Source organism: Salinicola lusitanus (genome assembly GCF_003206045.1).
GTDB classification, from domain to species: Bacteria; Pseudomonadota; Gammaproteobacteria; order Pseudomonadales; family Halomonadaceae; genus Salinicola; species Salinicola lusitanus.
Genome location: NZ_PZJM01000004.1, coordinates 241,595 through 265,926, shown reverse-complemented (window position 1 = coordinate 265,926; position 24,332 = coordinate 241,595). Strand labels below are relative to the sequence as shown.

Here is a 24,332-nt window from a genome sequence, read left to right as displayed (position 1 = left end):
CGTCACTGGTGGCCGACAGCCAAAACTCGGCCACTCAGCCTAGAATCCCCGTTTCCCTTTCAAGGCGTCCCATCGCTCCAGCACGAACGCCTCCATTTCCCGATCGAATCGTTCACGCGAAAAACTCTCGGCATGCTGCCGGATTTCGGAGGCGCCGAATGATACTCCTTTTGTCTCGAAATTTTCGACCGCTTCACGGATTGATTCCGGTGTCTGGCGATCGAAGTGGAAGCCCGTCTTGCCATGCTGAACGGTTTCCAGCGCGCCACCACGAGCATAGGCAATCACCGGCGTGCCGCAGGCCTGGGCCTCGATCGGCATGATGCCGAAATCCTCTTCGGCGGCGAACACGAAAGCCTTGGCGCGCTGCAGGTAGCCACGGAGCTCCGAAAAGGGCTGATGACCGAGAAAAGCGATATTGGGCGTCAGCATTCGCCGAATCTTGTCCTCCTGGTCGCCCTCCCCGATCACCACGAGCTGGCGATCCGGCATCCGGGAAAAAGCCTCTACCACCAGGTCGATGCGCTTGTAGGGGACCAGGCGTGACGCTGCCAGATAGAAAGACTCCTTCTCGGGCACCAGCGAAAAATCATTGACGGCGACATTCGGATAGATGACATCGGCATCGCGGCCATAGACCTTGCGGATCCGCCGACCTATATAGCGAGAATTGGCGATGAAATGATCGACGCCATGCGCCGTGCGAACGTCCCAGATGCGAAACCGGTGCAGCAGATAGCGCGCGAGCCACCCTTTCGGGCCGCGGCCCATGCCCGACTCGTTCAGATATTGGTGTTGAAAATCCCACGCATAACGAATGGGGGTGTGGCAGTAGCAGATATGCAGTTGATCCGGCCCGGTGAGGACCCCCTTGGCCACCGCATGGGAGCTCGATATCACGACATCGTAGGCGGACAGATCGAACTGTTCGACGGCCAGGGGCATCAGCGGCAGATACTTCTGGTAATGCTTCAGCGCCCCAGGCAACCGGGCGATGAAAGACTCCGTCACCCGGGCCTTTTCGAACCCGGTTCCCTTGAACGCCTCGCGATTGAAGACACAGGTAAAGACATCGGCTTGAGGGAACAGCCCCAGAATGGCTTCCTCGACCTTCTCGGAACCGGCGTACGAGACGAGCCAGTCCGATATCAGTGCAACTTTCATTGGGAACCCTCTTTTTCAGTCATCTCATGCCTGACGAGATCCAGCATGCTGGAAGTCCTGGCTTCGTAGGTATATTCGCGGGCCAATTGCTGACGGGCCTCGATGCGCTCGGCGCTGTTCTCCTTGAGGGCACGATCGACCTGATGCACGAAATCCTCCTCCCCTCTCGCCGTAAAGACCATTTCCTGGAACTCGGCCAACGCTTCCAGCCTCGTCGCGACGACCGGCTTTCCTGCAGCCAGGTACTCGAAGAACTTCATCGGGAACATATTGACGGTGTATTCGTTCAGCAGGCTGGGCAGGATCGTCACATCGAATCCCTTGAGGATGCCCGGCAGGTCGGCGTAGGCCGCCGGCCCCGGAAAGTGGACATTGGGAAGCGCTTCGAGACGGCGGATGTCGGTATGGGGATCGCCCTCCCCGATCTTGCCCACCAGGACGATCTGGTAGTCCGGGCGGGTGAGCGCCAGATGCTCAAGCAACGGGAAATCCACCTTATACCCACTGATCGCCCCGACGAAACCGATCACCGGCCTGTCGAGGCGCGCCACGATGGGAGAAACGGGCGTCGAGGGCTCGCTCGCCCGGGAGAAGTGACGATAGTCGGCCACGTTGGGGAAGAACCACGTCTTATCGTTCCACCGCTGCCGGGTCTCGAAGAGCTTTGGCGCGGTGACGAACACCACGTCGGATTCCTCCACCAGTCTCTTCTCGGACTCTTCGAGGATGAGAACCGGCATATCCGGCTGCGCCTTGATCTCGTCGACACAGTGATAGATGAGAAATCGGTATCGGGAAACATCGAGCAGCCGCAGCGTCAGCGGATTGTATGTCCAGAGCACGGGGTTTCGGAATCCATGACATCGCGTCAGCAGACGAATCATCAGTCCCAGAGAGAACCGATTGATGCGGCGCACGAGAGAAAATCGCTGCAGCGGTATGACGATCGGCGACCAGACGATCACATTCTCCTCGACATGCCTGGGCCGTGAGAAGAAAGACTTCAACCTGGCTGCGATACGCTTCATGTCGGAGCGATTGAAACTGGGTTGGCGCAATCCCAGCGAATTGATGTAGAACACCCGATGCCCTCGCCTGGCCAGCTCACGCGCGACATGCTGCTTGTTGGTCCAGAACGGATTGTCCCAGTCTGCTGTCGACAACATCACAATGTCGAACTTCTCCATGACCACTCAACTCCTGACGTTACGCTGCTTGGCCAGATCGACGATGCACTGACGGAAGGCAGGTATCACTAAGACGACGATAGACCAGTAGATGGCCGCGAACAGCGCGTTGCAAAAAAGGCGCGACAATTCATGGTCGGGAGCTGGTACCCACCGGCCACACAGAAGATATCCGCAACAGGCGACGGCCAGGATGGGCAAGTAACGTCCAATCGATTTCGCGAGACCACAGGCCCAGACCGTACCGAGGAACAGCAGCAGGCCGTAGACGGCGTTTCCCAACCCCAGGGTCCAGGCACCCAGCCATCGGTAGAGCAGCAGATTGGTGATCACGTTGCCGAACAGCGCAGCCGCCATGATCCACAGGACCTGGCGATTGCGCATTTTGGCGTTGAGCGCCTTGATCAGCACGTACCCCACCACCTGGGCCCAAAGCCCGATTGCGGCGCCTTGCAGAATGGCCGCCGTGGTAGTGGAAGAAACCGCATCGAACGCTCCCCGGGCGTAGACGACATCCACGATCGAACCCGCGTTGTCGTAGAGGAACAGGCTGCCGGGCACCGCGACCAGCAACAGCAGCATCGTGACCCGCCGCAGCTGCCGGTCCAGCGCCTCTCGACTCAGCACGCTCCAGCTCGACAGACCGACGTAGGCGATCGGCATGGCGAGAAGCAGGATGATCGTCTCGGTGACGAAGCGCGAATAGTCGATCGCCGCCACGGCGGTCAGGCTGATCATCGAGGCGACCGCCCGTTCCGTCACGATATTGCCCTGAAGCATGACGGGCAGCAGCAACAGCGGCCTCAGAGTGAGCCAGAACGCCCGTGCGACCTCGCGCAACTCACCCAGCTGCCACGCCTCCGGCCATCGAAGACTGCGGGTGACGATCGCCCGATACAGGCTCCAGCCAAAGAGCCCCATGTAACTCGCGGTGAACCCCCAGGCCAACCAGCTGACGTGGCCAGTGAAATAGGCCAGCAGCACCCCCGCGATCATGCCGAGATTCTGGATGGAGGGTCGCAGCGCCATGGGCACGAAGTCATCATGGGCCATCGCCTGGAAGATGAAGATCATGCTCCAGAGATAGAAAGGCACGCCCAACGCCATGATACGCAGCAACTCGACGGCAGTGGTCGTGGCGACGGAACCGAGTCCCGGCGCCAGCGTCTCCACCCAAAGGGGAGCCAGTACCGCCAGCCCGTAGCCGATGGCGACGGACAACAGCGTGAACAATCCGAGAATTTCCCAGAGCAGGACGATCGCCTTGTCGGGGGACTCGACAAGATAACGCTTGTAAAGCGGGATGAACGCGGCATTCAGGCTGTCACTGGTGAAGAAGTTGACAGGGACCAGCGTACCGGTCTGAGCCACCCGGTAAGCACCGGCCGTTGCGCCGGTTCCGAAACAGGCTGCCGTCAGGATTTCACGTAAACCACCGAGTAGCTTGGAAAGAAAGTTACCACCGGTTAACTGGACTATTGATTTCTTCATGTACCCCTTCGGTCATACGTAGCGGTAGGCACCTTGACGCACCGGCACTCTATTAACGAGCTCAAATCTGGCCCGCAACTCTCTCACGAATCAAGCTTTCATAGGCTCTCACGCTATTGCCAAGCGAATACTCCTCCGGCAACACTGCCAGGCGACGCTTTTCTGCTTCATGAAGCAACAAATTAGAGACTTCTTCGTAATCCTTAAAATCGACGAATTTGATAAAAGGACTGTCAAAAAGAGTTACATGAGAAGAGATAAACACAGGCACACCGCATGCCAAAGATTCCAATATATTGAGCGGAAGCCCTTCAGTTCTCTCGGTCAAAAAAAGAAACTGGTCAGCAGCCGATAGATATCTCGACAATTCCTTCCGTTCGATCCGACCGAGAAAAATTACGCTCTTCTCCAGCCCAAGCTTCAACACTTGTTTTTTTAAATTTTCGGCTTCCACCCCATCCCCGGCAATAATGTACAATGAATTCGGCCGACGTTTTTTGACTCGACAGAAAACTTCTAGCCCGTGATGCGTACCCTTCTGCGCATGCAGCCGATTCGCGGAAAACATGATCAAACTTTCATCATCGACGCCTAAAGCCTGTCTAACATAACGCCGGCTCTCCGAACTCGGAGAAAACAGTTCGGTATCAATACCGTTGGAAATAAGGCGAACCTTTTCCGAATCTAAAAGCTTGTAGCTGCATAGTTTTTGTAAATCTTTTTGCACATTGGCACCGACCGCCACGATATAATCAAATTGCCGATACGCGAGAATATCTTTTGGCAACCAAAAAAAATTCTTCATGGACGTTGCCATTGACTTGGGTTTCAAGCTCCTCCACTTTGACACAATTTCTCCCCAGGAGGTTCCGTGAGCTTGAAACAGGAAAGGAACCTCAGGAATACAGCTTCTCAACGACAAAACTCCAAGTGCCGCAGAACTCACGCTGACAACGCAGCTAGCCGAAGTCATATAACGATCCTTGAAGCGACTACGACTAGACTTCCACCATTCACGGGAATACCGGCCGCTAGCTACCGGCAAAGCCTCAATTACAACTCCCTCCCGCTCGATTAATTCAGGCTCACCAGGAATTGAAGTTGTTAATATCACAACCCGATAACCCAACCGCGTCAAGCCAACGGCCAAGTCCCAGGCAGCCACCTCCATGCCTCCCAGACCGTGCATTGGCAAGGAACGGGAGAAAATAACAACATTATCGGTCATGGATAGCCTTACGATAGAAGGCTTCCAGAGACTCAGCTTGCTTAGGCATATCAAACTTGTCCTGTATCATGACCTTTGCATTCAGCCCCATGCGGACATTGATTTCATCGTCCGAGACTAGCTCTAGAAGGTATTTCTTGAGATTCGTGACGGATTTTTCCTCAACGAGAAACCCCGTCTCCCCGTGAACGATCACTTCCGGTATACCACCGTGATGGGTGCCGACCAGAGGGATTCCCATGGCTGCCGCCTCGAGCAGCACCATTCCGAGACCTTCCATGTCTCCGGTTGCCGCCTGGACACTGGGCAAGGCAAGGACCGAGGCACCGGTCAATCTGGTGAGAACAGTCTCGTGTGGAAGCGAACCCAGGAAATTGACCTTCCCGTTCAGCGTCAAGGAGTCGACGAGATCCTTAAGCTCTCTCTCCAAAGGACCCTCGCCGATGATCTCCAGTTCACAATCCGGCATTTCCCGAAGCAGCTCCTTGAATGCCAGAATGAGGTAACGCGTGCCCTTCTTCTCCACCAGTCTTGCGACATGAACTATCTTTTTGGTCCCGCCGACGGGCGACCTGGGAGGTATCAGGGCCGAGTCAATTCCCGTGTAGTGGACAAACGTCCTCTCCTCGGGAAAACCCAGCGCCAGCACACGCTCTCGGATGTAGTCCGAAACGCAAAGAAAGACGTCGCCATCCCGAGCCAGCTGCCTTCGAAACAGCAGATAGTGATACCACGCGGGAGAACCCGATGTCAGGAGTCCTTTGCGGTTGGTCGTGGCGTCAAACCCATGAAACGTGGTGACCAGCGGCACGCCAAGCCTTCTAGCCAATGGTAGCGCGTAGACGGCATCCACGCCGAAGTGGGCATGAATGATGTCGACCGGCCCCTCCCTCAGCAGGCGAACGTATGCACCCGGGTAGCGAGTCAGTGCATTGACCGTTTGATGCCCCCGCGCGACGGTTCCCTGCGAGCAATCCAGTGATAGATACCTTGCGCCCTCAGGCGCTCTACCCAGCAGTTTCCTGCCGATATAAACCGGTTCGAAATGGGTTAACGCCTGTGCCTGCTGAGTTATGAAAGGTTCGGAAAATTTAAACAATTGATTCCGAAATATGCCCACTCGCTTAAGCTGCACTAGCGCGCTTCCTTTCTGATAGATTGTCGATGCCGGCAATGATGACAGCCAGTAGCGTCACCTGATGAGCATCGCCAAGGAGCCCGGTGTTATCTCCCATGCCATGCACGGTCAGCCAGACCCATGCCCCCGTCAACGCCATCGCCATCCTGAGGCCATGTTCTTTTTCACGATTTTTGCCGATCGCCGAAAGGGAAATACCGCTCCAGTACAATAACAACAGAGCCGCAAAAACAACCGAGAGCGCCCCGCTTTGGCTCCAGAGATAGATAAAGGTATTATGCGGGGGAAAGCCATCGCGCAACTCGATCCCCTCCTCGCCCAGTCTTTTGACGTAACTGGAAAACCCCTGCTGCCACCCCCCGTACCCTTGCCCCATGAGAGGTCTTTCTTCGAACGCTTCCAAGCCGTATTGCCATATCAGCAGTCGGCTGTTCATCGAATCCTCGGCATTATCCAATGTCTCGCGCGGGCCCGGTTCGTCCGAAGACGGCGGAGACGCGGAGGGTAACATAGGAGCTAGGCTAGTTTCCTGACTCGTAATCTTGCCGACGAACTGTTGTGGAATCGGGCTGTAGAACAATATCATCATTGAAGCCACCATCACTCCCAGCGCCAGAGCCATTTTGGCGGCCAGGATGTTTCTCAGGACGAGAGCGACTACCAGATAGACGATGGTCAGGCCGATCAAGATAACCGTCGCCGTCTTCGATCCCGTCGAAAAAACGGCAACGAGCAGTGGAAGGCTGATGCCCCAAGCCAGCCGAGGGCGCCTGATACAAGCCAACGTACAGAGTGAAAGCATACCCAGGTAGCAGCTTGCCACGTTGGCGTTGACGAATATGCCGCCAGCTTTCACTGGGTCGAAAACATTGTTACGGATGCTGCCATCGGCCAATCCCTGCTGCACATTGGGGTTGATGAAAATACCACTCCACCCGGATAGCAGGAAGGTATCCTCCAATTCCGGAAAGATTCGACAAATGATGACGAATCCTGCCAATAGAAAACATCCTATGAAAAAGATCCACATGGCCGGCTGCTTTTTGAGCCTTTCCCAATCACAATGCTTTGCCGCTAAAAACACGACGATAAAGACTGCCTCGTAGACAATGACTTTCACTCCCATTGCTTTATCGACTGACCCTGTAAGAGCAAAGCACTGCGTCGCCATCAAGCCCATCAAGAGTAGAACCGTTCTATCCCTGACCAGCTCTCTGAATCGAATTATTAGCTCAGGAAATAGTAGAACGACGGCCACGAGAGCTAAAGGAAGCCACATCCCCATGACTTTCACGACAAAAAACTGGGGCAAGGATAATAGTAAAACAAAACTTAGCCGACTTTCGAGGCTAATCGAGGATGTCATGAGCGGAATCCTTTCCACTGCGGGGTTGAATTAAAGGAAAAGTATTCGGCCGAACTTTTAGCTACCGCTCACGCCATACAAAGGCAGATAAATTTCAGAGACACGTAGCAATTACAACACCATTATTCAACCACTCGATTTTAGAATATTTTTTTATATTCCATCAGCGTGCTCAACATCTTGTGCACGCAGCGCTGGCTCAAGGCGTATTCCTGCATCAGATGTTGCAAGCGATCCTTGAAATCAGAATCTTTTTGATCCACCGATACCTGCTCGGATCGGCTGGGCCCGCCATCCAGCTCGCGCAGGGCTTCGGCAAAGGCATCATCAAGTTCACGGAACTTACGAATCTTCTCACGTTCATTCATGGTGCGTGGCATAGTGATTTATCAGGAAACCCTATCAATAAAAAGAGAAATCGACGCATCGTCAGCGCTACCACCTTCTGATAGGCACGAAAGAGTCACTATTTGCCGACAGAAGATTCAGCATTTTGCCATTGACACGGGCCTGCTCAGTCTAGCGAAAGACACCCGAAAAATCACCATGCCTGCACTTGGTCGGGCCAGGAACCAAGAAAGCGGGCGAGCAAAGCAACGAGCGAATCAATAGTGGCGTGCGGATAGTGACTTGGGACGGTCGCGTCCAGCATCGCCAGGAACGGCTCCCGCCTCGCCTTGGCCAAGCCCGCCAAGCCCGCCAAGCCCGCCAAGCCCGCCAAGCCCACCAAGCCCGCCAAGCCCGCCAAGCCCGCCAAGCCCGCCAAGCAACATCATTCGAGCCCGATTCGACCGTTTCGAGGGCGTCTCGAACATCGATCGCTAAATTCTGGTCAATGCGCTCTCGCGATGGATAGAAAAAGATGGCGTAGCGCCGGGGGCCCCGCACAGCCGCTGACCAAGTTCGCTCCTCTTACTGCAAATGCGTAGAGCCATGTCACACGCTCGTGTCGGATTGGCGTTTACCCTGCGGCCTGGAGCGAGACGCCACCTCGCCTGCCCGAAGGTAGCGACTCATATGAAGGACAATGAGTAACATTAGGTAATCAATAGAAGTCTTTTGTTGCCCGGGTTCTTGCCGTCAGCTCTCCTACACCGCCGGAATCCCCGCAACCATGCGGCCTCGCATTGAGGCACTCCCACCAGTACCGAATCACTACATCAAAAATTTCTCAGACGAGGCTAAAGCAACATCGGGTAGCGCCGATAACTGGGTCAACGGCCACGGGGCCGTTGCAGCAGGATCCGGCACCACCTGCCACCGCGCAGCGGATCAGGCCCAAATTGCCCTCTCAAGTGAGAAAGGAATACGACAATGGCAGTTATCAATACCAACATCACCTCCCTGATCGGTCAGAACAACCTGAACAAGTCTCAGGGCCAGCTTCAGACCGCGATGGAGCGTCTCTCTTCCGGCCTGCGCATCAACAGCGCGAAGGACGATGCTGCCGGCCAGGCCATCGCCAACCGCATGACCTCTACCGTCACCGGTCTGACCCAAGCCAGCCGTAACGCCAACGACGGCATCTCTCTGGCCCAGACTGCCGAAGGCTCGCTGGATCAGATCAACGACAACCTGCAGCGTATCCGTGAACTGACCGTACAGGCTCAGAACGGTACCAACAGCGCCCAGGACATCGACTCCATCCAGAAGGAAGTCAACCAGCGCTTGGAAGAGATCAACCGCGTTACGACTCAAACGTCCTTCAACGGAACCAACGTCTTCAAGACCAACGCCAGCGATTCTTCCTTCAGCATCCAGGTCGGTTCCAAAGACGGCGAGACCATCAGCATCACCATCGGCGGCGCCAGCGCTTCCGGCACCTCCAGCACTGGCACCTCTGGCTGGAACATGTACACGAGCACCGCAACTGCAGCCGGAGCTTCCGTCAACGGCGAGGCTCGCGCTGTCAGCACCAACGGTTTCGACGTGCTCGCCACCAGTGCACTGGCCATTCTGGACAACAAGCTCAACAACGTTGACAACGAGCGTAGCAACCTCGGTGCGGTCCAGAACCGTTTCGAGACCGCTATCGACAACATCACCACGACCTCGACCAACCTGTCTGCCGCACGTTCGCGCATCGAAGACGCCGACTATGCGGTCGAAGTCTCCAACATGACACGCGCCAACATCCTGCAGCAGGCCGGCACCTCGGTCCTGGCCCAGGCCAACCAGTCTCCGCAGAGCGTTCTGTCACTGCTCCAGTAAGCGCGCCGAGGCGGTAAACGAGGCCGGCAATATGCCGGCCTTTTTACGTTTCGGTTCACGACGATAAAAGGCTTGGAGTGACATCACTTCGTCGCTTCGAATCTCTTCGAGTGTGGGAAGCTGATCCAATCCTCGTCAGCACCACACCGGAATACGGATTCTTATGAGCCAGAGTCTTCAAGCCCCCGCCTCCCGTCAAAAACAGTTCATGGATCTCTACCGGCAGGGCAAGCACAAACTCGCCATGACGGAAGCCGAGAAACTGGTCCAGAACTATCCCGAGGATGCTTTTGCCTGGAAAGCACTGGGCAACTGCCAGCTGCAGATTGCCCCCGATGAGGCCAAAGAGACACTGGAGAGAGCTTATGCGCTCGATCCCGATGATCCCTTAACGCTGACGGCACTGGCACGAGCCTGTTTCATGGCGGGAGAGAAGCAGCGAGCCCAGGCACTGCAGGCCCGCAGTATCGAACTCGATTCCGGCAATGCCCAGGCCCATTTCAACATGGGTCATATGCTCTACCAGATGGGCTCCTATTCGGAGGCAGAAAAGTTCCTGTCAAAAGCCGAGGAGCTGGGCCACTCCCCCGCAGAAGTCCTGGCCATGCGCAGTGTGATCCTCTCGCTCCATTTCAAGTTCAAGGAAGGGCTGGAGGCACTGAATCGTCTTTATACGTTGAGGCCTCAAGACCCCACAGTGCACAACACGCTCGGTAACTACCACAAGGACATGGCCGACTTCAGAAAGGCCGAGTGGCATTATCGAGAAGCCCTGCGCTTGAGACCCGACTATTCGGGTGCTTACTCCAACGAGATCCTGACCAAGCACTATGATCCGGAAGCTTCGGCAGAGAGCATCCTTGAAAAGTCGACAAAGTGGAGCGCGCGTTTCAAGCCGCCCCAGACTTTTGATCAGGGTGAGAAGGATACGTCCCCCAATCGACGATTACGGGTGGGCCTGCTGTCCGGAAACCTGCGTGCTCATCCGGTCGGCTGGATGATCAGTAGCGCCATCGAGCAGCTCCCTGAAGACATCGAGCTCCATGCCTATTCCGATGCCGACGCCGGAGACAATGATCCGATTGCCAAACGCATCAAGCAGGCCTGCGAGTGGCATCCCGTCTATCACTTGAATCATCGCCAACTCGCCGAAAAGATCTTCGAGGACGACATCGACATTCTGATCGAGCTCGCCGGACATGGCGGTCTCAACCGATTGCCGACCGTCGACACGAAACCGGCTCCCATCATTGTCAAATGGGTCGGCATGCAGATCAGTAGCATGGGCATTGATGCGTTTGACTACTTCCTGAGTGACAGTCATGAAACCCCGGCGGGCGTCGACCACCTCTATACCGAAAAGCTCATCCGGCTGCCGGACGACTATATCTGTTATCAACCCCCGGGCTACAAGCCCGCCATTACCGCACTACCCTCGCTCAGCAATGGCTACATCACCTTCGGCTGCTTCAACAATCCTGCCAAGGTCAACGACACTCTGCTGGCCGAGTGGGCAATTCTCCTGCAACAGCTGCCGGGTAGCCGCCTGTTCCTGAAAGGCGGTCAGTACAGCAGCGACGAGGTGTGCGAGCGTGTGCTCGCGACGCTGGAAAAACACGGCGTCGAGCGGTCGAGAGTCCTGCTGGAGGGCCCGTCGCAACACAAGGAGTTACTGGAGAGCTACAACCGTGTCGATATCGCGCTGGACACCTGGCCGTACTCCGGCGGCCTGACCACATGCGAAGCCCTGCTGATGGGCGTTCCCGTGGTCACCCACACCGGCCCGACTTTTGCCGGCCGCCATAGCGCGACCCATCTGTGCAACGCCGGCATGCCGGAATTGGTGACGGACAACTGGGAAGACTACCGCAAACGTGTTCTCGACCTCGCTTCGGACCTACCGAGTCTGGCAGTGATTCGAGCAGCGCTACGCACCTATCTCGAACAGTCGCCCATCTGCGATGCCCCTCGCTTTGCCCGAAATCTGCACAAAGCCTTACGAGCCATCTGGCAACGCCACTGTGAAGACAAGGCACCGGCAGCCCTGACTTTCAACAAAGGTGGCCAAGCCTGGTTCGAAGATGAGGCCAAGCCCGTCAAACTGCCTGCATCGCTTCTAAAGGAGTTCGATTGGGATCTGGAGAGCCCAATCACGATTCTGGACAACGGCTGCAATATCGTCAGACGTGGCGACATCAAGAACTTGCTAGGCACTGGCAACGTGGCAATGCTGGTCTTCGATCCCGCCTGTGAGCTCGATAATGCGAGTGAGCTTTCTCAATACGGCGAATTAGAGCATCTACCGCAGGTCACTCTTGGCGATGGACATCCAACCCCGGTGATACTCAATGATACGGGAGAGAAACCCGCAACCCTTGAGCCATTGAAAATCCCTGATACCGTCGATCTTGAGACATTCGATATCGCCAGCGTTTCCTTGGACAGCATCGAAGGGCTGGAAAGTATCGATTTGTTGGCGCTGGATGATCGGCACGACAACCTGGAAATCCTTGAACATGGCTCTCAGGCGTTGGCGGAGGCGCTCGTCCTGCAGATTCGGGTAAGATTCAACCCTATTTATAAAAGACAGACAGAATTAGGCCATCTGATTCAGTGGGCCGATGAGAACGGGTTTCAATTCTATCGCTTTCATTCAGCCTCATATGCTGTCACTGAACAGGATAAATCATCAATCCCAGGTTTCCGGGCGTCCCAGTTGATCAGCGCTGATGCATTGCTGATACCAAATGACTCTCGCCTATCTACCTTAAGCGAGGTGCAGAGAAAGAAGCTGGCGTTTCTTGCCGCTGGTCTTTACGGCATTGAAGATTTCAAGGGCTTGTTACCATCTTTTAATAAAGAAGAAAATATCCCCAACAGTCTCAAAATGCTGAAAGAAAACAACAAAGGAGGACCGCTCACTCCCAACGACATTATTTCATTGGTAAGTGAAGAAGATCCTCTGGATCATGAAAAGGGTGCTATCGTAGTCGGCCTGACAGACAACCTGAATCGATTCGATGCAAGCTCGGTCGATAGCTTACTTGAAAGCTGTAGAGATCTGCTTGAGTGGCAACAGAGCAATAATGCCGCATTCTTCATTCTCACACATGCACTACTGTCGAGAAAGGAATACTTAGATGACAGTGAAAAATCAGCATCTCTAAGAAATCGATTGGCAAGAGTCAAATGGGAGCACAAAGGGCCACTCTACGACTACTGGCTATCTCAAGAGAATGTGCGAAACCATCGGGCTGAGTTCGATATATCGGCTATCATTATAGCAAACCGATTCAAACCAGAAATTGTAAAAAACCTTTCAAAACTTCGTGAGGAAGGTGGAAATAAATTACAGATCGTTTTTGTCAATAACGGCTGCCCGGACGAGGAGTTCAAAGACATAGAGCCTTGGGTAGACACTTGGTTAAAAACCTCTGGAAACGCAGGTGCATATCTAGCGCGCAATATTGGCGCACTGTACAGCGAAGCCCCTATTCTTCTGTTTGTCGATGATGATGGCATCCCTGAACCGGGCTTCATTGACAGCCATATCAGAGCCCATAAAAAATGGGATATCGTCTCACTGCGAGGCGTTTATCATCAGCCTTCAGGGTTGACTGGACCTAGCCACTACTACCCTTGCGACAAGCCACTCCCGGCTCCTCCGGAGCTGGAGGGTAATGCTTCATTTTCAGCAAAGCCATTCTTCGAAATAGGAGGCTGGGGAGACTACATACTGTTCGGCCATGGCGGCGTGGATATCTCATATAGACTGATTCAAGCGGGATATTCTGCCCGCAAACAGGCTTACGACCCTGGTCCGGTGTTGATTCACGAATATCTTCGTGGTCAGGACCATGCCAAAGAAAAGATCCGCAAGCAGGCCGACTCATGGGTATTGCTGAACGCTTTGCACTCCCAAATTTCAAAGCATTTTTCTCTTCTTCAGGAGGCCAAGAGTCAAGGGCTCATCAGTCGGGACGCCGTTACTCGGGCATCATACGCAGAAGATGCTCGTACTCATCCGAAAATTGATAAAAACACCTCAGAACAGCAAAGTGATAGCAGGGATACCCTGATAGAACCCAAGGTCACCTTACCTCCAGAAGTAGAAAACTACATTACTGAGCTATACCAGAAAAGCTCTGTCATTCTCGAGTACGGGAGTGGGGGCTCCACGATCATCGCTGCTAAAATGCCCAATAAGCATATTACGTCAGTAGAGAACGATGCTGCTTGGGCCCAAAACATGGATCGCTATATCGAATCAGCCGATCTCTTGTCGCGCCCAAACGTCATGCATGTCGATGTCGGCGAGACGGGCCTTTGGGCAAAACCCAAAAATGATGCAAAATGGCGCAATTTCCATCGATATCCCACTCAAGCGTGGCATCACGATGACTTCGTGCACCCAGATGTTGTTCTGATCGACGGCCGGTTTCGGCGGGCGTGCTTTATAACGACTTTCTTGATGATCGAGAAGCCCACCATCGTGCTTTTCGATGATTATACAGATCGACACTACTACCACGAGATCGAAAGATTGGCAGAGCCAACGGAGACCGTGGGCAGGATGGCACGATTTGACCTCGTACCTAGCTCGCTACCCAGAAAACACTTGGCATGGATTTTGGAAAATTACAACAAAGTTGCATATGGAGCATCGTAGTAACGATAAAATTATTTTGCCGGAACCAACTCCATTGAATTCCGACGAACCAAGGCCGGCTCCGTAAAGCCGGCCGGGGCCGCATATTGAGGAAATGTCTAAGCTCACCCAAAAACTGTTTAAATCTTGAACAAAATGATAATTTGTAATTCTAGTCGAATATCAAAACTGACGAGCCATTCAGCTCACTCGGGTTCGACGCATCTACGGGTTTCTTGCCTCAACTCCCCGAGACGGGCGCGCTCCGGTCGTCCGCCGGGGAGGTATCGGCTTCTGCAACCGGAGACGGCTCCGCGCCGAGGCGAGCCGACGCCGGAACCGTGGAGTCGACACGCGCCGCCCCGGTCTCGAAGGCGTTCCTGAGCTCTTCCTGTTCCGGCTCCATGTCGATGTTGCCGTGAAATGCCGCGCCCTCTTCCAGTACTAGACCGGGAGAGTGGAGTTGGCCGTTGACCACGGCCCCCGCTTTCAGGGTGATCTTCTCGGCGGCGATCAGGGTGCCATCCACCCGTCCTTTCACCGTCAGCTCCCTGGCCACCATCCGGCCTTCCACGACGCCTTCCGCTCCGACGGTAACGCCATGCTCCCGAAACAGGACGTCGCCCAGGATCCGCCCCTCGATAAGAAGGTCCTCGTCGCCGCTGATGTCGCCTTGTAGGGTCGTCTTGCCCCCGATTCGAGAGAGGCCGTGAGCGGGAGCGGGGTTGCCGCCAGATGACGCCGGGCTGTCGCTGCTGCGGGATGGCGCCACCGACTGCCGGGTATTGTGGTTCGATTTCTGAAACATGTCGCAGTTCTCTGTCGCTGTCGGGGGATGGCGGATTCAGCCTCAAGCATGGCCACCCGGTGTGATGATAGATCGGCAGAAGACGAGGCATCTTTATCTCCCTTCGATGCCTACCGGCAATTCTCACCTTCAGATATTTCCCGCCGCGCCGATAGCTATCGACATATCTCGCCCAACCATCGCCGAACGGTCTATTCGACACAGGGGTTGGAGCCGCTTGGGGAATGAAATCTATGGACTCGGCAGAATGGCTTCTGCTCGGTGGACTCATCGGCTGCGCCCTGCTGCTGCTGGATGGGTATCGCCGAGTAACGAGGCGACAACGACTACCCGCGGGTACACCGCTTGACACCGCACCTCCGGGTAACGGGTCATTGCTCGAGCATGCGACTTCCGCCCCATGCGCAAGCGAGTCGCAACCAGGGCAGACGCCCACCTTCCCTGAAGGCAGCCTGATCGGCCGAACGGTCAAGGTGCGGGGTCGTCTCGAGACGCGCGAGACGCTTTGGATCGAAGGGGAGGTAGAGGGAGACGTCGTGGCCGATGGTCAACGAGTCGTGGTCGGCACGGATGCCCGGGTAGCGCCGTGGCTCGCGGCTCGCGAACTCCGTCTGGCGGGAACCTCGCTGGGAAGGCAGGAAGTATCGGAGCATGTCGTCATCGAAATGGGGGCGCGGCTGGAAGGCCAGCTCTCCACGGCAAGCCTGCACTGCCACGAGGGTGCATGGATCCAGGGCAATTTCGGTATCGGCGGCAGACGGGCGGCCCCTGCTCGTCCCGTGTCTCCCGCCCCTGCTTCACCCCGTCCGGTCTCCGAGTCCAGATAGCGATGACGAAACCTGGATGTCTACTTTCCGTGTCGACTCTTCGAGGAAGATGGTCATGCCTACCCCCATCGATCTGGCTTCGCTCTCTCTCAACCTGGGTGTCGACGGGTCTCCCCGTCAGAGACTGGAAACGTTGCTGAGCCAAGCGGGGTTGGTTGCGCCGCCATCCGTCACGGCGTCCTCCTCTTCGCCAGCGGACGGCTCGACCCCAGGAGTCGGTTATCTGAGCGATCGGCTTCACTCGCTCAACGGCGTCATGTCTCAGTACGGACTGCGTTTCGAGTTGAGCGAATTCGATAGTCGAGTCATTACGCAGGTCATCGATCGGACGACGGGAGACGTCATCCGCCAGATCCCGGCGGAAGAGATGGTAAGAATCGCCGAGGCGTTCGCGGAAAATCAGGGACGACTGTTCGACGCCTCTGTCTGATTCACCATCGAGCCTCCTTCGGCCACGATTCGCGCAATGGTCAGTGACCTCTTACGCTGAACTCACCAGACACGAATCAGGGATGTGCGTGAATGCCAATCCGAGTCATGAAACCGCTGGGGCGCTGGCTGCCAGCGGTCCTCTCCTGCGTTCTCTTTGCCGGCTGCACTACCTACGTCAACGCTCCCAAGGGCGATCTTCCCCCAGCATGGCAACAGCCACACGGTCTCGATTATCGCGTGGTCAAGAATCGAACCTATACGCCATCGGATTGGCCCCAGCCGCTGCAGGCGGATATCTACCTGCCGGAGACCGCCGGCGAGGCGCTACGCCCTGCCATCATGATGGTCCACGGCGGCGGCTGGGAAGGCCGCTCGCGAGATGACATGACTCCGATCGCCAAGCGATTTGCGCGCCGGGGTTATGTGGTGGTCAACGTGAGCTATCGGTTCGCGCCGGAGTATCGTTTTCCGGCCCAGTTGAACGATCTGCAGGTCGCCCGTCACTGGATCGATGACCACGCTGGCGAGTGGCGTGTCGATACGCAGCGCATCGCCGGTCTCGGCTACTCCTCCGGGGCGCATCTCGTCAGCCTGCTGGCGTTGGTGGCTGGCACGAGCAGCAGACTGGACGCCCCTTACGGCGGTAGCGATACCGGCTTCGCGGCGGTGGTGTCCGGCGGTACGCCGGCAGACCTGCGGCTATGGGACAGCGGTCGCCTGCTGATCCAGTTGATGAATGGAACCGAGGCGGAGCGTCCGACGGCCTATGCCGAGGCGTCACCGGTCTTCCATGTCCATCCCGACGCACCGCCCTTCTTTCTGTTTCATGGCAGTTGGGACGACCTCGTGCCCCCCGAACAGGCCGAAACCTTCATGCAGGCGCTGGAAGCGGACGGCAACCACGTGGAACTGCTCTGGATGAATGGCCGCGGCCATATCACGACCTTTCTGTTTCGTGGCAGCGCCGAATCCGCAGCGCTGGATTTCCTGGCGCGGGAGATGCCGGCGCCGAACGCCTGAAGACACATCCACAGCCAGGCCACCACTTGTGCCCCATCGCCGCCCGCGGGAATACGGCGGAGCGCTCGTCGACTTGCACACGATCCGGAGTGCGCGCACCATTTACCGCCCTGATTATCCTTTTAAACGATAAGCTTATTACCGGGAGCGTGACGAGACGATGAGCCTTTGGCGCCGATTGACGGGAACCGACACGCGAGAACAGATCCACTTCCGTGCCCGTCTGGCACGCTATTTCCCGATCATCAGTTGGGCGCCCTACTATAACCGCCACCTGCTGAGCGAGGACCTGGTAGCGTCCATCATCGTCACGCTGATGGTGATTCCACAGGCCCTGGCCTACGCCATCCTGGCAGGGCTGCCGGCGATCACCGGCCTCTACGCCAGCATGCTGCCGCTGATTCTCTATTCGATCTTCGGCACCAGCCGCACGCTGGCGGTGGGCCCGATGGCGATCGTCTCGCTGATGACCGCCGCCGCCCTATCACCCCTGTTCGCAAGCGGCACCCCGGCCTACAGCCAGGCCGCAATGACGCTTGCGATGCTGTCGGGCCTGATTCTGGCCGTCATGGGGCTGCTGCGACTGGGGTTCTTCGCCAATTTCCTCAGCCATCCGGTGGTTTCCGGCCTGCTCACCGCCTCTGGCGTGCTGATCGCCGCCAGCCAGTTCGCCAGCCTGATCGGCATCGGCGGCTCGGGATTCACGCTGATCGACCAATTGGCACATTTGCTGACCCATCTCGATGGCGTTCACTGGCCAACACTGATACTGGGCGTCGCCGCGCTGGTCTTTCTGCTGCTGATACGACGGGCAGGGCCGATGCTGCAGAAGATGGGGTTGAGCGCCGGAAAGGCGACCTTCATCGTACGCCTTGGCCCGGTCATGGCCGTCGCCATTACCACGCTCGCCTCATGGGCGTTGCAGCTCCCCGCTCAAGGCGTCAACGTGGTCGGCGACATCCCCGCGCATCTGCCGCCGCTCAGCCTGCCCTCGTTCGAGCCGGGCCTGCTGCGCGACCTGCTGCTGCCCGCGTTCCTGATCAGCGTGGTCGGGTTTATCGAGTCGGTGTCGCTGGCACAGATGCTGGCCGCACGGCGACGTGAGCGCATCTCCCCGGACCAGGAGCTGGTCGGCCTCGGCACCGCCAACCTGGCGGCGGCCTTCACTTCCGGCATGCCGGTGACCGGCAGCCTGTCACGCACGGTGATCAATTTCGACGCCGGCGCCCGCACCCCGGCTGCCGGGGCGTTCGCCGCGTTGGGCGTCGGGCTGGTGATCCTGTTTCTGACCTCGCTGATCGCCTATCTGCCGATCGCCACCCTGGCTGCCAGCATCATCGTCTCGGCGATGACGCTGGTCGACCTCCCCGGCCTCAGGCGAACCTGGCACTACTCCCGAAGCGACTTCGCCGCGATGCTGATCACCATCGTGCTGACCTTCGTCGAAGGGGTGGAGGCCGGCGTCATGGCCGGCGTCGGCGTCTCGCTGGCGCTCTACCTCTACCGCACCAGCCGTCCCCATACCGCGGAGGTCGGGCGTCTCCCGGGCACCGAGCACTTTCGCAACATCCGGCGTCACGAAGCGGAAGTCGATGACGAGATCGCCCTGCTGCGGGTGGACGAGAGCCTCTACTTCGCCAATGCCCGCTATCTGGAGGATACCGTCTACGGGCTGCTCGCCGACCGCGAAAACCTGCGACACCTGGTGCTGATCTGCTCGGCGGTCAACCTGATCGACGCCTCGGCGCTGGAGAGCCTGGAGGCGATCAACGCCCGCCTGAAGGATTCGCAGGTCACCCTCCACCTGGCCGAGGTGAAAGGGCCGGTGATGGACATGCTCGGCAACAGCGACTTCCTCGATCACCTGACCGGCGAGGCCTATCTCAGCACCTTCGCGGCCTGGACCGATATCCGCCATCGCCTCGACGACGAACGTGCGGCGCTGCTGGCGGCGAAGGAGGCCTCGAGCGAGGGTCAGGCAGAAGAACCCGATCCGGACCCGGCCGAAACGCCGTCAGTTGGCGGGAAGTCATAGCGATGCCGCCACTCCGCGCTCGCCGTGCTGGCGCTGCATGATCGGCAGGATGTCGTAGCAGGCGGAAAGATTGTGGCAGTCGGTCTTGGGGGCCGGGCTCTTCTCCCGGGAGTAGCGCCGGTTGTCCTGGGTCAGGATGCGATACCAGCCGCCGTGCTCGTGATCGATCATGTGCTGCCAGCAGTAGTTGGCGATCCTGTCATACCAGCGCCAGTAGCGCGCCTCCCCGGTCAGGTCGCCGAGCATCGCGGCGGCGGCCAGGCCAACCGCCTGCACCCAGTAGAGCTTGTCGCGATGGAGAGGCCGACGGTTGAAATCCACCCCGCCGATCAACCCGCCATACTTGTCATCCCATCCCTTCTCGACCGCCTCGATGAACAGCTGGCGGGCCGTCGGCAGCAGCCAGGTCTCGGCCGGACGATGATGATGGAGCCGCAGCAGCAGTCTGGCCCACGCTGTCTGGTGACCGATCTGAAACCCCCAGGGTCGAAACTGGTCGTCGGGACGGTCGCGGTGATAGTCGAAATCGATATGCCAGTCGCGGTCGTAGTTCTCCCACAGCCAGCCATCGCCCATGGGCGCCAGCCGCTGCCACAGCGTTCGGGCGATACCCAGCGCCCGGTCGAGCAAGGCAGGCTCGCCAGTGGCGTCGAACGCCGCGATCAGCGCTTCGCAGCTCCGCTGATTGACGCTCTGGCCACGATAGCCAGTCAGGTGCCAGTTCGCGTCCGCTTCAGCCGCGTAGAGCCGCGAATGGGACTCGAAGAACCGGCGATCCATCAGGGCGTGGACTCGATCGAGCCCGATTCGCGCCTCGGCAACCCCGGCCTTCAGCGCCGTTGCGTAGGCCAGCATGACCCAGGCCAGCCCGTAGCAGTGATGGTTGGCTTCTTCCGCCTTGCCGTGGTCCAGGGTCCAGGCGAATCCCTGGGTACGGGTCTGGTAGTGTTTCTCCTCGATGAACTTCAAACCGTGGCGTGCCCATTTGAGAGCCTCGGGCGCGCCGGTGTGCATCGCGGAGCGGGCGTAGATGATCACGTAACCGGCGCTGGAGACGAGATGTCGATGGTGGCGGTTGTAGCGATGCCCGTCGTCGGTGAGGTAGTGGTAGAAACCCGCCTGGGGATCGATGCAGCGCGGGTGATAGAACGCCATGGTCCTGGCGATATGCTGTTCGATCTGGTGCGGCGTGGTGAGCGGCATGGCGAACCTCGCTTGACGGATGCCGATGCACGAGGGATCCGGTGCATGGCGACACCGGACGGATGCCGGGTAGCGCCGAAGGTTTCGAGTTCATTCTGGTCGGCATCGCCGACGGCCACAATGCGCCTCTCGTCGGATACCGGTCGACGCAGCACAGGTGTCGATATTTTTCTTCAACATCGACAGAATTGACCAACCGACACCGATCGACCCCGATAGGGCCTGGCGATGACCGCAACTGCCGAACGATCCCCCACCGCGCTCGACGTCTACCGGCGCCTGAAAGCGGATATCATCCGCGGCGCCTATGCACCGCAGGAAAAGCTGCTGATGAGCCGGCTGAAGGCGAGCTACGACACCGGCGTCGGCCCGTTGCGGGAGGCCTTGACCCGACTGATCGGCGAACGCCTGGTCACCGGTATCAGCCAGCGTGGCTATCGCGTGGCGCCGATGTCGGTGGCCGAACTGGCCGCGATCTACGACGCTCGCGCCGAACTCGAGGGCCTGCTGATACGCCTGGCCATCGAGCGCGGCGACGATGACTGGGAGGCCTCGATCCTGGCCCGGGCCCATACCCTGGCCAAGGTCGACCGTATCAATGATGGCGAGGAGATGCTCGAACGCTGGGACCGGCGACACCAGGCGCTTCACGATGCCATGGTCGCCGGCTGCGACTGCCTGCCGCTGCTGCAGTCGCGGGCGGCCCTGTTCGATCAGGCCCAGCGCTACCGCCATCTATGGCTACGCCGAACCGTCTTCTCCGATCAGGCGCTGGCCGACAAGCACCGCGAGCATCGGACACTGGTGGACACGATCCTGTCACGCGATGCCACGGCCGCCAGCCGAATGATGCGCGAGCACCTGATGACGCCGGTGCCGATCATCCGCGAGCGGCTGGAGGAACGGGGCTGGGTCTAGTGGGATGTCTCGCCGCTTGTCTGGCACCACCGGGCCCAGATACGGCGCGTTCAGCCAATCGCTCCATCACGACGCAGATCCGCCAGCGCCTCGGCGTCCAGCGCCAACCATTCGTGCAGGACGCACGCGGTATGCTCCCCTAGGCGCGGCGGCGATCGGGGCGACGTCATCCGACAGCCATCCAGCGTGATCGGGTTGCCCACCAATCTGGCACGGCGGCCATCTTCCATGGCGCTCTCCTCTGACATGCCCCGGTGGCGCACCTGGGGATCGTCGAAGACCTGATCGAGCGTGTTGATGGGTCCGCAGGGCACGCCATGGGCCTCCAGCAGCGCCAGCCACTCGTCGCGCGGCCTGGCGATCAACCTCGCCTCCAGCAGGGTAACCAGCGCCTCGCGATGGGCCACTCGCTGGGCATTGGTGGCGAAACGCGGATCCACCGCCCACGCCGGCTCCCCCAGCGCCTCGCAGAGATGGCGAAACTGGCTGTCATTGCCCACTGTGACGATGAGATGACCATCGGCAGCGGCGAACGCCTGGTACGGTACGATGTTGGGGTGCGCATTGCCCATGCGCTGCGGCGTCTGGCCGCTGGTGAGGTAGTTGAGTGCCTGATTGGCGAGGACGCCGACCTGGACATCCAGCAGCGCCATGTCGATGTAGCCGCCCTCGCCGGTCGCATCCCGGCGGCGCAGCGCCGCCAGGATCGCGTTGGCGGCGTAGAGCCCGGTGAAGATGTCGGTGATCGCGACGCCGACCTTCATCGGCTCGCCGCCCTGTGCGTCGGGCGCCCCGGTCAGGCTCATCAGCCCGCCCATGCCCTGGATCAGGAAGTCGTAGCCGGCGCGGCCGGCGTAGGGCCCGTCCTGGCCGAACCCGGTGATCGAGCAGTAGATCAGGTCCGGTTTGAGTCGCTGGAGGCTGGCGTAGTCGAGCCCATAGGCAGCCAGCCCGCCGACCTTGAAGTTCTCGATCACGACATCGGCCTTCGTTGCCAGGCGCCGAACCAGCTCCTGCCCCTTCGCGGTCGACAGGTCGATGGCGACCGAGCGCTTGCCGCGGTTGGCGCTCAGGAAGTAGGCGGACTCTTTCATTCCGGCACCTGAACCCGTGCCGGTACCCGACTCCATCTTTCCTGTCTCGGCACCCGGACCGGTGCCGGTACCCGACTCCATCGACTCTCTTGTTTCCGACCCCGTGCCGATGCCGTCGAGCCACGGCGGGCCCCAGGCCCGGGTATCGTCGCCCCGCCCCGGTCTCTCGACCTTGATCACCTCGGCGCCGAGATCCGCCAGTTGCTGCGTGCACCAGGGGCCGGCAAGCACCCTCGAGAGGTCCAGCACCTTGAGACCGGCCAACGGTTTGGATAGCTCACGCATCGCCTTCAACCGAACGCCTGGATGCCGGTCTGGGCACGCCCCAGGATCAGCGCATGGACGTCGTGCGTCCCCTCGTAGGTGTTGACCGTCTCCAGGTTGATCATGTGGCGGATCACGCCGAACTCCAGCGATATACCGTTGCCGCCGTGCATGTCTCGCGATACGCGGGCAATGTTAAGCGCCTTGCCGCAGTGATTGCGCTTGATCAGCGAGATCATTTCCGGGGTCGCCTGGCCCGCGTCCAGCAGCTGCCCGACCCGTAGACACGCCTGGAGGCCAAGCGCAATCTCCGTCTGCATGTCGGCCAGCTTGACCTGGACCAGTTGCGTGGCGGCCAGTGGCCGGCCGAACTGCTCCCGATCCAGGGTGTACTGGCGGGCAGCGTGCCAGCAGAATTCCGCCGCCCCCATGGTGCCCCAACCGATCCCGTAGCGGGCCTTGTTGAGACATCCGAATGGCCCGCTCAACCCGGCAGCGCCGGGCAGCAGCGCCTCCTCGTCGACGAAGACGTCATCGAGCACGATCTCGCCGGTGACCGACGCCCGCAACGACGCCTTGGCCTGGATGGTGGGCGTGGAGAAGCCATCGGCGCCCCGGTCGACCAGAAACCCCTTGATCTTGCCTTCGTGGGCATCGGACTTGGCCCACACCACGGCGACGTCGGCGATGGGGCTGTTGGTGATCCAGGTCTTCTGGCCGCTGAGACGATAGCCGCCATCGACCTTCCTGGCCCGAGTCTGCATGCTGCCGGGGTCGGAGCCCGCATTGGGCTCGGTCAGGCCGAAACAGCCCACCATCTCGCCGCTCGCGAGTTCGGGCAGGTAGCGCCGCTTCTGCGCCTCGCTGCCGTAGGCCTCGATCGGGTGCATCACCAGCGAGGACTGCACGCTCATGGCGGAACGATAGCCGGAATCGACCCGCTCGACCTCGCGCGCGATCAGGCCGTAGGCGACGTGGTTGGCGCCCGCGCCACCATAGGCCTCGGCCACCGTGGCCCCCAGCAGGCCGAGCCCGCCCATCTCGCGCAGGATCTCGCGGTCGAAATGGTCGCGCTCGAAGGCCTCCAGCACGCGAGGCTGCAGGCGCTCCTGGCAGTAGTCGCGGGCCAGCTGCTGAATCTGGCGCTCCTCGTCGCCGAGCTGCTGGTCGAACAGAAAAGGGTCATCCCACTGGAAACCGGACATGATTGGCGCTCCTGACATCGATGGAATCGCCCGGCTTCGACAGCTCGGACGGGCAAGATATGGTCAGGGTAACGCCATGGCGAATATCGACAC

The 24,332-nt window shown here is 58.7% G+C and carries 18 protein-coding genes; 7 read left to right on the top strand and 11 right to left on the bottom strand.

The features are described from left to right. Positions 1-39: 39 nt before the first annotated feature. The 7 genes from DOM45_RS08440 to DOM45_RS08410 form a co-directional block, all read right to left on the bottom strand. A complete protein-coding gene (locus DOM45_RS08440) occupies positions 40-1,164 on the bottom strand; it encodes a glycosyltransferase family 4 protein (RefSeq protein ID WP_110599451.1) in 1,125 nt (374 codons plus the stop codon). Continuing rightward, on the bottom strand, positions 1,161-2,351 hold the full coding sequence (locus tag DOM45_RS08435) for a glycosyltransferase (RefSeq protein ID WP_110599449.1): 1,191 nt from the start codon (positions 2,349-2,351) through the stop codon (positions 1,161-1,163). Before DOM45_RS08435 ends, DOM45_RS08440 begins: the two co-directional genes overlap by 4 nt. 6 nt (positions 2,352-2,357) lie before the next feature. Continuing rightward, complete coding sequence (murJ, locus tag DOM45_RS08430) at positions 2,358-3,842, bottom strand: murein biosynthesis integral membrane protein MurJ (RefSeq protein WP_110599447.1); 1,485 nt, start codon at positions 3,840-3,842, stop codon at positions 2,358-2,360. A 61-nt stretch (positions 3,843-3,903) separates the two neighbouring features. Further along, on the bottom strand, positions 3,904-5,070 hold the full coding sequence (locus DOM45_RS08425; protein WP_110599445.1) for a glycosyltransferase family 4 protein: 1,167 nt from the start codon (positions 5,068-5,070) through the stop codon (positions 3,904-3,906). Next, positions 5,060-6,205 carry a glycosyltransferase gene (locus DOM45_RS08420; protein WP_162302609.1) on the bottom strand — a complete coding sequence of 382 codons (1,146 nt, stop codon included), beginning with the start codon at positions 6,203-6,205 and terminating at the stop codon, positions 5,060-5,062. The genes DOM45_RS08425 and DOM45_RS08420 overlap by 11 nt, the downstream gene beginning before the upstream one ends. Beyond that, positions 6,195-7,574, bottom strand: a complete 1,380-nt coding sequence (locus tag DOM45_RS08415) for an O-antigen ligase family protein (RefSeq protein WP_110599441.1) — start codon at positions 7,572-7,574, stop codon at positions 6,195-6,197. The genes DOM45_RS08420 and DOM45_RS08415 overlap by 11 nt, the downstream gene beginning before the upstream one ends. Before the next feature lie 140 nt (positions 7,575-7,714). Continuing rightward, on the bottom strand, positions 7,715-7,954 hold the full coding sequence (locus tag DOM45_RS08410) for a hypothetical protein (protein WP_240612329.1): 240 nt from the start codon (positions 7,952-7,954) through the stop codon (positions 7,715-7,717). A gap of 934 nt (positions 7,955-8,888) precedes the next feature. Between DOM45_RS08410 and DOM45_RS08400 the strand changes: the two genes are divergently transcribed. Continuing rightward, positions 8,889-9,785, top strand: a complete 897-nt coding sequence (locus tag DOM45_RS08400; RefSeq protein WP_110599439.1) for a flagellin N-terminal helical domain-containing protein — start codon at positions 8,889-8,891, stop codon at positions 9,783-9,785. A 163-nt stretch (positions 9,786-9,948) separates the two neighbouring features. Further along, positions 9,949-14,454 (top strand): O-linked N-acetylglucosamine transferase family protein, encoded by a 4,506-nt coding sequence (locus DOM45_RS08395; protein ID WP_110599438.1) that lies wholly within the window; start codon positions 9,949-9,951, stop codon positions 14,452-14,454. A gap of 220 nt (positions 14,455-14,674) precedes the next feature. On the opposite strand, the gene DOM45_RS08390 is transcribed toward DOM45_RS08395, so the two are convergent. Then, a complete protein-coding gene (locus DOM45_RS08390) occupies positions 14,675-15,241 on the bottom strand; it encodes a bactofilin family protein (protein WP_110599436.1) in 567 nt (188 codons plus the stop codon). Between the two features lie 224 nt (positions 15,242-15,465). On the opposite strand from DOM45_RS08390, the gene DOM45_RS20480 reads away from it, so the two are divergent. The 4 genes from DOM45_RS20480 to DOM45_RS08370 all read left to right on the top strand — a co-directional run bounded on the left by DOM45_RS20480 (position 15,466) and on the right by DOM45_RS08370 (position 19,555). Then, positions 15,466-16,068 carry a bactofilin family protein gene (locus DOM45_RS20480; protein WP_110599434.1) on the top strand — a complete coding sequence of 201 codons (603 nt, stop codon included), beginning with the start codon at positions 15,466-15,468 and terminating at the stop codon, positions 16,066-16,068. Positions 16,069-16,123: 55 nt separating this feature from the next. Further along, a complete protein-coding gene (locus DOM45_RS08380) occupies positions 16,124-16,498 on the top strand; it encodes a flagellar protein FlaG (protein ID WP_110600415.1) in 375 nt (124 codons plus the stop codon). Between the two features lie 92 nt (positions 16,499-16,590). Continuing rightward, entirely contained in the window at positions 16,591-17,520 is a 930-nt protein-coding gene (locus DOM45_RS08375; protein ID WP_110599432.1) for an alpha/beta hydrolase, read from the top strand. Between the two features lie 160 nt (positions 17,521-17,680). After that, positions 17,681-19,555 carry a SulP family inorganic anion transporter gene (locus DOM45_RS08370; RefSeq protein WP_110599430.1) on the top strand — a complete coding sequence of 625 codons (1,875 nt, stop codon included), beginning with the start codon at positions 17,681-17,683 and terminating at the stop codon, positions 19,553-19,555. Here DOM45_RS08370 and DOM45_RS08365 read toward each other — a convergent pair. After that, positions 19,550-20,758 carry an AGE family epimerase/isomerase gene (locus DOM45_RS08365; protein ID WP_110599428.1) on the bottom strand — a complete coding sequence of 403 codons (1,209 nt, stop codon included), beginning with the start codon at positions 20,756-20,758 and terminating at the stop codon, positions 19,550-19,552. The two genes, DOM45_RS08370 and DOM45_RS08365, sit on opposite strands and share 6 nt — an antisense overlap. Before the next feature lie 228 nt (positions 20,759-20,986). Here DOM45_RS08365 and csiR point away from each other — a divergent pair, with 228 nt between their 5' ends. After that, positions 20,987-21,676, top strand: a complete 690-nt coding sequence (gene csiR / locus DOM45_RS08360) for a DNA-binding transcriptional regulator CsiR (protein WP_110599426.1) — start codon at positions 20,987-20,989, stop codon at positions 21,674-21,676. A 50-nt stretch (positions 21,677-21,726) separates the two neighbouring features. On the opposite strand, the gene DOM45_RS08355 is transcribed toward csiR, so the two are convergent. Next, positions 21,727-23,055: a CaiB/BaiF CoA transferase family protein gene (locus tag DOM45_RS08355; protein WP_110600413.1), complete on the bottom strand. Its 1,329-nt coding sequence runs from the start codon at positions 23,053-23,055 to the stop codon at positions 21,727-21,729. A gap of 5 nt (positions 23,056-23,060) precedes the next feature. Further along, positions 23,061-24,239, bottom strand: a complete 1,179-nt coding sequence (locus DOM45_RS08350; RefSeq protein ID WP_110599424.1) for an acyl-CoA dehydrogenase — start codon at positions 24,237-24,239, stop codon at positions 23,061-23,063. Positions 24,240-24,332 lie beyond the last annotated feature (93 nt).